Here is a 9,717-nt window from a genome sequence, read left to right as displayed (position 1 = left end):
CTGGTGCCCGGTCGCGGCCGACGCCCTTGCGCAGAACGCGGCGGCCGGGCAGGCCTGTGTCTCGGCGGAAGCGGATGCGGCCAGCCGGCTGCGCACCAAGGAGACGGTGGAGTCCATGGGCGCGGCGCAGGACGGCGCCCGCGAATGGCTGCTCGGCGGCGCGTCCGGCCGCTAGCGGGGCCGGGCCGCCGAGGATTCGCGGGCCTCGGCCTCATAGGGCACGTCCAGCCGGACATCGTTGAAGCTGCCGTGCCGGCGGAGCGCCGCATGGCGGACCAGGAAGTCGGCAACCGCCGGGTTCTTCGGCAGCAGCGATCCGTGCAGGTAGCTGGCCACGACATTCCGGTAGCGTGCGCCCTCCGTGCCGTCCTGGCCGTTGTTTCCCTCGCCCTTGGTCACCGTGCCGAACGGCTGGACGCCCTCCTTGAGGAAGGTCTGGCCACTGTGGTTCTCGTAGCCGATCACGGTTCCGAACTCGCTGCTGTCCAGGACCGTGTTGCCGATCATCCGGGTCGGCCCGCCGACGGTGTCCACGTTGAGCAGCCCGATGCCCTTGATGACGTCGCCGGTGTGCGTCTTGAAGAAGTTCCCGAAGAGCTGGTACAGGCCGCAGATGGCCAGCATGGGGACGCCGTCGTCGGCAAGTTCCTTCAGCCGGCCGCCCAGCGCGTGCAGGTCCGCCTGGATTTTGTTCTGGCCCGAGTCCTGCCCGCCGCCGCCGACAATCAGGTCCACCTGGCCGGGAAATTCGTCGCCCGGGTTGTACTCGTGCAGCCGCACGTCGTAGCCGCGCAGCTGGAGCCGCTTGCGCAGCACCAGGACATTGCCCCAGTCGCCGTAGATGTTCATGTCCCGCGGGTAGAGCTGCAGCAGGTCGATCACCGGTGCATCCATCAGGAAACCACCTCCACATCGGTCAGTTTGCCCAGCTCGCGGCGCAGCGCAAGCATGGCGGTGTAGGTGCAGTAGATCCGCTTGGGCTTGTCCGGGTCCAGCTCGATGAAGCGGCGCAGCGAGGCGGTCAGCTCGGTATCGACCCGGCCCACGGGCACGTCCTCGTAGAACAGCCGCAGCGCCATGTCGTGCGCACGGACCCCGCTGACCTCGTCCACGCCGGCGGCGGCGAGCGAGTCGAAATCGACGTCCCACAGCCAGGACATGTCGCGGCCGTCCGCGTAATTGTCGTTGATGGCGATCATCGTGCGGAAGCCCTCGGCGGGGAAGGACCGCAGCGCCAGCCGGAAGCCGGCGGGGTTCTTGACCAGCACCAGATCCAGCGGCTGCCCGTTGACCGTCAGAGATTCGCCGCGGCCGAAGGCGGGGGTGACGGCTTCCAGCGAGCGCAGCAGCGCCTCCTCGTCTGCGTCCGCGCCCAGCACGGTCCGGGCCAGCGCGAGCGCGGCGGCGGAGTTGTAGACGTTGTAGACGCCGGTCAGCTTCAGCCGGGCATCGATGTCCCGTCCATCCACGGTGAAGGTCGCCTCGGGCCCGTCGCAGGAGGAAAGTATGACGTCGGCATCCGGCAATGCGGCTGCCTCGCCGGTGGTGCCGGAGCGCATATCGTCGTCACTGGGGAACATATGGCGCAGGCCGGAGGCCAGTCCGAAGTAGCGGACCTCCCTGGCCGTCACGGCTTCGGCGAGCCCCGCAATCCGGGGATCCTCGCGGTTCAGCACCACGGCTTCGGTGGTGGCCTGTGCGATCTGGCGCAGGAAGCCGGCGGTTGTCTCGATTTCGCCGAAGCGGTCCAGCTGGTCGCGCATGACATTGAGGAGCAGGCTGTAGCGCGGGGCCACCAGCTTGACGAAGTGCACGGCGTGGGCTTCGTCCAGCTCGAGCACGGCAATATCGGCGGTGAGCTTTCCCGCGGTGGTAGATTCGCCCAGCACCGCGGCGACGACGCCGCGGGTGAAGTTGCTGCCGGTGCGATTGGTGAAGACCCTTAGGCCTTGGCCCTGCAGCAGCTCGACGACCATTTTCGTCGTCGTCGTTTTTCCGTTGGTCCCGCTGATGACCACGACCCCGTGGGGCAAAGTGCCCAAGGTGCGTGGCAGGAAGTTCGGATCGATCTTTTCGGCGACCAGGCCGGGGAGGGCGGAACCCCCTCCCCGTAGCTTCGCCACCACCCGGACGGTCTTTCCGACAACGGTCGCTAGGAGGTGTCGCATGACTAGAAACTATACAAGCTCAGACGGCGCCGGTCTGAACGGTCCGGCTGGATCCGGCTCGCGCCCCGGTGCTGGATGCCGCTAGTGTTTTTCCTTGGCCGGAACCCGGCCCGGTCCCTGCGGAAGTCGAAAAGGAATCCACGTGGTCAAAATCGGTGTGCTCGCCCTGCAAGGCGACGTCCGGGAACATCTTGCCGCCCTGGCCCACAGCGGGGCCGAGGCAGTGCCGGTCCGCCGGGAGGCGGAACTGGCAGCCGTAGACGGACTGGTCATCCCAGGCGGCGAATCGACGACGATTGACAAGCTCACCCGGATTTTCGACCTCGCCGAGCCGCTGAAAGCGCGCATCTCCGCAGGCCTGCCGGTCTACGGCTCCTGCGCCGGCATGATCATGCTCGCCAATGAGATTGCCGATCCGGCAACCGACCGCCAGGGCAATCCGCAGCAGACTCTAGGCGGCCTGGACATTACCGTCCGGCGTAACGCCTTCGGCCGCCAGCGCGAGTCCTTCGAGACCGACTTGGCCTTCCGTGGGCTGGAGTTCAGTGCCGCGGTCCCGGGCGCCGAGCCGGAGCCGGTGCACGCCGTCTTCATCCGGGCACCGTGGGTGGAACGGGTAGGCGACGGCGTCGAGGTGCTCGCGCAGGTGCAGCCGGAGGAAGCGTCGCACACCGAGACTTTGCACGGGACAGCTAGAATTGTCGCAGTGCGTTCACGGAATCTGCTGGCCACCTCGTTCCATCCGGAAGTCACGGGGGAGCGCCGCATCCACGAACTGTTTATCCGCATCGTCAGAGGAGAGGCGTAAGCATGGCTGGACACTCTAAATGGGCAACGACCAAGCACAAGAAGGCCGTCATAGATGCCCGCCGTGCCAAGTCGTTCGCCAAGCTGATCAAGAACATCGAAGTGGCAGCCCGCGCAGGCGGCGCCGACGTATCCGGCAACCCGGCACTCGAACTGGCGGTCCAGAAGGCCAAGAAGACCTCGGTGCCCAATGACAACATCGACCGGGCCATCAAGCGCGGCGCGGGCCTGACCGGTGAGAGCATCGACTACCAGGAAATCATCTACGAAGCGCGCGGCCCCCAGGGGTCGGCGCTGCTGGTTGAATGCCTCACCGACAATAAGAACCGCGCTGCTTCCGAAGTCCGCGTTGCCATCACGCGGAACGGCGGAACCGTGGCGGACCCCGGATCGGTCAGCTACATGTTCAGCCGCAAGGGCGTGGTGAACCTGCCGAAGAAGGATCTGACCGAGGACGACGTCCTGATGGCCGTGCTCGACGCTGGTGCCGAGGAAGTCAAGGAGTCCGGCGAAAACTTCGAAATCCACTGCGAGCCGACCGACCTGCGTGCCGTGGTTGGCGCGCTGGAAGAAGCGGGCATCGACTACGACACGGACGAGGTCGAGTTCGTTCCCTCCATGGACGTCGAACTGGACCTGGACGCGGCGCGGAAGTTCATGAAGCTGGCGGACGCGCTGGAAGACCTGGATGACGTCCAGAACGTCTACTCCAACGCCGACCTTTCCGATGAGGTTGTCGCCGCGCTGGAAGCTGAAGACTGAACCGGAGCCAGGCCGGATGACGCTGCGTGTCCTGGGCGTTGACCCGGGCCTCACCCGCTGCGGCTTCGGCGTCGTCGACGTCGAACCCAACCGGAGAGCCACGCTGGCGGCAGTGACCGTTGTGGGAACCGGTGCAGACGTCCCGCTCGAGCAGCGTCTGCTGACCATTGCGACGTCGATCGAGGACTGGCTGGACCGGTACCAGCCCGATGTGCTGGCGGTGGAGCGTGTTTTCAGCCAGCTCAATGTCAGTACGGTGATGGGGACAGCGCAGGCTTCCGGCGTCGTTATTACGGCCGCTGCCCGGCGGGGCATCACGGTCGCCCTGCACACTCCGACGGAAGTGAAAGCGGCGGTGACCGGCAACGGTCAGGCCGACAAGGCAGCGGTCACCAAGATGGTGACCCGCATTCTGCGGCTCGACGCTTCACCGCGTCCTGCGGATGCAGCCGATGCGCTGGCACTGGCCATTACCCATGCTTGGCGGGGGAGCGCAGCGTCGCCACGGCAGGAAGCCGGAGCACGGTCCCTGACACCGGCGCAGCAGATTTGGGCGGAGGCGCAAGCCAAGGCCCGGCGCAAGGGCTGAGGCCGCAGTTGCCACACCCCGGTGCGGCAATCGGCTGAATGTCGCCGGGAACGCGTAGGGTGTTCGTAGATATATTCGGAGAAGCGGCGCGGGACATCTGCACCGGGGCTCCGTCCCTGCGGTTATGGAGTGGAACAAATGATCAGCTCGCTGCGCGGCGTTGTCAGCCATGTTGGCTTGAACTCGGCCGTGATCGACGTGAATGGCTTCGGCATGCTCGTACAGGCAACCCCGCAGACCTTGGCCACCCTGCGAGTCGGCCGCGAAGCCGAAGTAGCAACGACCATGATCGTGCGCGAGGATTCGATGACGCTGTATGCGTTCGAGGATTCCACCCAGCGCGAGGTTTTCGAAACCCTGATCTCCGTCAGTGGCGTGGGACCCCGCCTCGGGCTGGCTGCCCTCGCTGTTCATCCCCCCGAAGCACTGCGGCAGGCCGTTGCGGACGGAGACAGCAAGGCCATCAGCAAGGTCCCCGGTATTGGGCCAAAGCTGGCCGGCCGGATCGTGCTGGAGCTGGCCGGCAAGCTCGTGCCGGTCGAAGGCCCTGCGGCTCCCGTGGCACCGGCCTGGGAGGACCAGGTGCTGCAGGCACTGACCGGACTGGGCTGGTCGGAGAAGGACGCGGGGATCGCCTTGGAAAAGACGGCTGAGGAGAACCCGGAGGCTGCATCCGGTGCCGATGTCGGCCACATGCTCCGCCTGACCCTGCGCCGGCTGGGCCAGGATGCCGGCCGGGCCGGCAGCAGCCGCCGCGCTGCGGCAGGTGTGAACTGATGCCTGCTGAAACGGGACGTGATTCCATCGTCTCGGCGGTGGGCGAAGCGGAGGAGCGGGCGCTGGAGTCGGCGCTGCGGCCAAAGAACCTTGCCGATTTTGTCGGACAGGCCCGGGTGCGGCAGCAGTTGTCGCTGGTCCTGGAAGCCTCCCGGATCCGGGAGCGCACCGCGGATCACGTATTGCTGTCGGGCCCGCCGGGCCTGGGCAAGACAACCTTGGCAATGATCATTGCTGCGGAAATGAACGCACCGCTGCGCATCAGCTCCGGCCCGGCGATCCAGCACGCCGGGGATCTCGCTGCCATCCTGTCGTCGTTGACGGAGGGCGAAATCCTCTTCCTGGACGAAATCCACCGAATGTCCAGGCCGGCGGAGGAGATGCTCTATATGGCCATGGAGGACTTCCGCGTCGACATCGTCGTCGGCAAGGGCCCGGGCGCCACCGCCATTCCCCTGGACCTGCCGCCGTTCACGCTGGTTGGCGCCACTACCCGCGCCGGCCTGCTGCCAGGTCCGCTGCGGGACCGGTTCGGTTTTACCGGTCACCTTGAGTTCTACTCCACGCAGGAGCTCGAGCTGGTGCTGCGCCGCTCGGCCATGCTGCTGGACCTGAAGATCAGTTCCGCCGGCTTTGCAGAGATCGCCGGACGTTCTCGCGGTACGCCCCGTATCGCCAACCGGTTGCTGCGCCGGGTGCGGGACTGGGCCCTGGTCCATGGAATCGAAGAAATCGACGTCAGGTCGGCGGCCTCGGCTTTGGACATGTATGAGGTGGACGAACGGGGGCTGGACCGACTGGACCGTTCGGTTCTCACCGCTCTGGTCACCAAGTTCGGGGGCGGGCCTGTCGGGCTTTCCACTCTGGCGATCGCGGTGGGTGAAGAGACAGAGACGGTTGAAACCGTCGCCGAGCCGTACCTCGTGCGCGAGGGACTCCTCGGCCGCACTCCGCGGGGGCGGATTGCCACGCCGGCGGCTTGGGAGCACCTTGGCCTGGAGATGCCGCAGTCCGCTGCTGCTCCGGCCCCGGACCTGCTGTCGGTCCTGGCAGAGGAGGAAAACGGCTATTCTGATAGCTGACCGTGACGTGTCCTTGGCGCCCCGCGCGTAGAATGGGGGACAGCCAGGCATGCTCTGCGCCCACTGTGGCCATGCCCTGTCCGGCGCAGACCATCCGCGTGCGGCCTTGCCGCTGCCCGCGTCCCAATGAAGGAACGGAATCCCTCTGTGTTCGTAAACGTCTTTGCCAACAACACCACGCAGCCCCAAGGCGGTGGATTCGACTTCATGACCCTCGCGCTGTTCGTGATCTTCGGTCTGCTGATCTTCATGATGTTCCGGAAGCAGAAGAAGGTTCGGACGCAGATGGAGGAGAAGGCCCAGTCGATGAAGGAGCGGATGCATCCGGGCACCCAGGTCATGACGCAATTCGGCCTCTTCGGCACTGTGGCCTCGGTGGACCGGGACGAGAACAAGGTGGTCCTCGAACTGTCGCCCGGCAACACGGCGACGGTGCATCTGCAGGCAGTCAGCGAAATCATCGAACCGCAGGACGCCGTGGTGCCGCAGGAGACCGTTGTGCCGAATGACGCGTCGGCCCTCACCGGCGATGACCAGCGGTCCGCCTTCCGTGAAGACGAGTCCGCGGACGAAGCACTGAAGCGGCTGAACGAAGAACAGAACAAAGACAACAAGTAGTCCGAACGCCGTTCCACCGGACGCAGTGGGTTGGAGAGCGCACCCCCACCCGCTGCCAGCAGGATCTCCTGCACCGGGGGCCAGCCGACGAGAGAAAGATCATCCATGGCACGTTCCGGCCGCAACACTGCAGCCAAGAGGACCCTCATCTGGCTAGGTGTCCTCATTGCCGTCCTGACCGCTGCCTTGAGCGGCGGCGTCATTTCCAACCAGGCCAGCTGGGCACCCAAGCTGGCACTGGACCTGGAAGGCGGCACCCAGATGATCCTCGCGCCGCAGGTCCAGGGCGGCGGCAATGAAATCACCAGCGAACAGCTGGACCAGGCTGTCGAGATCATCAGGCAGCGCGTGGACGGCTCCGGCGTTGCAGAAGCGGAAATTACCACTCAGTCAGGCCGGAACGTCGTCGTCAGCCTCCCCGGCGTCCCCGATGAGCGTACCCGTGAACTGATCCAGGCGTCCGCAGCTATGGAATTCCGGCCCGTCCTGGCGGGTTCGACCGGTGCCGCCGTGCCCGAGGAAAACAGGACTCCTGCAGAGGAACTGCCGGAACCTACGGGAGAACCGGCCAATGCCAGCGACCTGAACTGGATCACTCCCGAGCTCTACCGGGAATTCGAGGCCAAGGACTGTACCGATCCGGCTACCGTGGCAGCAGCAGCCGAGCAGCCGGCTGATCCGGCCAAGCCGATGATCGCCTGCGAACCTGAGACCGGCATGAAGTACATCCTGGGTCCGGTGGAAGTTCCCGGCACGGACATCGACGATGCAAGCTTCGGCCAGGTTCGCGGCACCCAGGGCCAGTCGCTGAACCAGTGGGCCGTCAACATCGAGTTCAACGAGCAGGGAACCCAGACCTTCAAGGCGGTGACGGAGCGGCTGTTCGGCCTGTCCGGCGCGCAAAACCAGTTCGCGATTGTGCTCGATGGCACCGTCATTTCTGCTCCGACCACCAATGCAGTCATTCCCGACGGCAAGCCGCAGATCACCGGAAACTTCACGGAGGAATCCGCCCGGGCCCTCTCCGAGCAGCTGAAGTACGGTGCCCTGCCCATCAGCTTCGAAATCCAGAGCGAAATGCAGATTTCGGCGACCTTGGGTGATGAACAGCTCAGGATGGGCGTCATCGCGGGCCTGATCGGCTTGGTCCTGGTGGCCGTCTACTCATTCTTCCAGTACCGCATGCTGGGCCTGGTGACGATCGCGTCCCTGGTTGTGGCCGGCGTGCTGACGTACCTGGCCATCGCGCTGCTGGGCTGGACCGAGAACTACCGCCTGTCGCTTGCCGGCGTGGCCGGCCTGATCGTGGCCATCGGCCAGACAGCCGACTCGTTCATCGTCTACTTCGAACGGATCCGCGACGAACTGCGCGACGGTCGGGGACTTGTTTCCGCCGTCGACAACGGCTGGAAGCGGGCCAAGCGGACCGTCCTGGCCTCCAAGGCCGTCAACCTGCTGGCCGCCGTGGTGCTTTACTTCGTCGCAGTCGGCAACGTCCGCGGCTTCGCCTTCACGCTGGGCCTGACGGCCATTGCGGACCTCGCCGTGGTCTTCCTGTTCACCCATCCGATGATGCAGCTGTTGGCCCGCACGAAGTTCTTCGGTGAAGGCCACCGGTTCTCGGGCCTGGATCCGGAGCGGTTGGGCGTGGTACCGCTCTACCGGGGCGCCGGCCGCCTGCGCCAGCCCGGGGAAGGCAAGCCGAAGCCCCGCGGCAAGGCAGCGGGAGCCGCCGCGGAAGCCCAGCGCCGCCAGACCATTGCCGAACGGCGGGCCGCCGCCGAGAAGGAACGTGCCGCCTCGGTCTCCGGCCGCAGCACGGATAAGGAGAGCAACTGATGCTTAACTTCGCCAAGTTCGGCAACGAGCTCTACTCCGGCAAACGGTCCTATCCTTTTGTCGCGAAGTACAAGCTGTGGTTCATCATCGCCGGCGCCGCGGTGCTGCTCTCCCTCATCATTCCGGTGGTCAAGGGCGGCTTCAACCTCGGCATCGACTTCCGGGGCGGCTCGGAGTTCACGGTTTCGCAGACGCAGACGACGGAGCTCGACCTCGGCGAGAACGCGGTCACTTCGGTCGAGCCGGGACTGGACCCCGAAGTCACAAACATCGCGCCCAACACCGTGCGCATCCAGACGGAGCAGCTGAGCGATGACCAGACCCTGGCGGTCCGTGACGCCTTGGTGGAGGCATACGGCGTCAATGCCGACCAGGTAACGTCGACCTTTGTCGGCCCGACCTGGGGCGCGGACGTGACCCGCCAGGCGCTATGGGGGCTGGTGGTCTTCGTGGCGCTGGCCGCGGTCCTGATGGCGATCTACTTCCGCACCTGGAAAATGTCGCTTGCCGCGCTGACAGGTATGGCCGTGGTCATGGTTGTGACAGCCGGGCTGTACTCGCTGGTCGACTTCGAGGTCACTCCGTCGGCCATCATCGGTTTCCTCACCGTGCTGAGCTATTCCCTCTATGACACGGTGGTGGTGTTCGACAAGGTCCGCGAGAACACGGAGGACATCGGCACCTCGACCCGGCGGACCTTCGGCGAGGAAGTGAACCTGGCCGTGAACCAGACACTGGTGCGGTCGATCAATACTTCCGTCGTAGGTGTCCTGCCGGTGGCTTCGATCCTCTTCATCGGCGCAATGCTGCTGGGAGCGGGAACGCTGAAGGACCTCTCGCTGTCGCTGTTCATCGGCATCATCATCGGAACAGCGACGACGGTGTTCATCGCGGCGCCGATGTACGCCCGCCTTCGCGAGAAGGAACCCGCGCTCGTAGAGCAGGCCAAGAAGGTCGACGTCCGCCGACGGCAGGAAGCCAAGATGCGCGAGTCAGCCGATGAGGAAGCCAACGCCTGAGCTTCCGCCGTGGGGCTGGTGGCCAGCTGACCGCTGCGGGGCCCCGGCACCGGGCC

10 protein-coding genes are annotated in these 9,717 nt (G+C 65.7%); 8 read left to right on the top strand and 2 right to left on the bottom strand.

The features are described 5' to 3' along the window. Positions 1-171: 171 nt before the first annotated feature. Positions 172-894, bottom strand: a complete 723-nt coding sequence (locus D477_RS02735) for a type 1 glutamine amidotransferase (protein ID WP_005267051.1) — start codon at positions 892-894, stop codon at positions 172-174. Further along, positions 894-2,168: a Mur ligase family protein gene (locus D477_RS02730; protein ID WP_043845331.1), complete on the bottom strand. Its 1,275-nt coding sequence runs from the start codon at positions 2,166-2,168 to the stop codon at positions 894-896. The genes D477_RS02735 and D477_RS02730 overlap by 1 nt, the downstream gene beginning before the upstream one ends. Before the next feature lie 136 nt (positions 2,169-2,304). Here D477_RS02730 and pdxT point away from each other — a divergent pair, with 136 nt between their 5' ends. The 8 genes from pdxT (at position 2,305) to secF (ending at position 9,661) form a co-directional block, all read left to right on the top strand. Then, entirely contained in the window at positions 2,305-2,976 is a 672-nt protein-coding gene (gene pdxT / locus D477_RS02725; protein WP_272943810.1) for a pyridoxal 5'-phosphate synthase glutaminase subunit PdxT, read from the top strand. A gap of 2 nt (positions 2,977-2,978) precedes the next feature. Further along, complete coding sequence (locus D477_RS02720; RefSeq protein WP_005267046.1) at positions 2,979-3,737, top strand: YebC/PmpR family DNA-binding transcriptional regulator; 759 nt, start codon at positions 2,979-2,981, stop codon at positions 3,735-3,737. Between the two features lie 16 nt (positions 3,738-3,753). Next, entirely contained in the window at positions 3,754-4,326 is a 573-nt protein-coding gene (ruvC, locus tag D477_RS02715; RefSeq protein WP_005267044.1) for a crossover junction endodeoxyribonuclease RuvC, read from the top strand. Positions 4,327-4,464: 138 nt separating this feature from the next. Further along, complete coding sequence (gene ruvA / locus D477_RS02710; RefSeq protein WP_005267042.1) at positions 4,465-5,103, top strand: Holliday junction branch migration protein RuvA; 639 nt, start codon at positions 4,465-4,467, stop codon at positions 5,101-5,103. Next, positions 5,103-6,185, top strand: coding sequence for a Holliday junction branch migration DNA helicase RuvB (gene ruvB, locus D477_RS02705; protein ID WP_005267039.1), 1,083 nt, complete (start codon positions 5,103-5,105; stop codon positions 6,183-6,185). The genes ruvA and ruvB overlap by 1 nt, the downstream gene beginning before the upstream one ends. A gap of 147 nt (positions 6,186-6,332) precedes the next feature. Further along, positions 6,333-6,803, top strand: coding sequence for a preprotein translocase subunit YajC (yajC, locus tag D477_RS02700; protein WP_005267037.1), 471 nt, complete (start codon positions 6,333-6,335; stop codon positions 6,801-6,803). A gap of 105 nt (positions 6,804-6,908) precedes the next feature. Next, positions 6,909-8,642 (top strand): protein translocase subunit SecD, encoded by a 1,734-nt coding sequence (gene secD, locus D477_RS02695; protein WP_005267035.1) that lies wholly within the window; start codon positions 6,909-6,911, stop codon positions 8,640-8,642. Then, entirely contained in the window at positions 8,642-9,661 is a 1,020-nt protein-coding gene (secF, locus tag D477_RS02690) for a protein translocase subunit SecF (RefSeq protein WP_005267034.1), read from the top strand. Before secD ends, secF begins: the two co-directional genes overlap by 1 nt. The last annotated feature ends 56 nt before the right edge of the window (positions 9,662-9,717 follow it).

The sequence above is a fragment of the Arthrobacter crystallopoietes BAB-32 genome (assembly GCF_000328305.2).
Classification (GTDB): domain Bacteria; phylum Actinomycetota; class Actinomycetes; order Actinomycetales; family Micrococcaceae; genus Crystallibacter; species Crystallibacter crystallopoietes_A.
The sequence above is the reverse complement of the archived record's forward strand: the minus strand, read 5'-3'. Positions and strand labels throughout refer to the sequence as shown.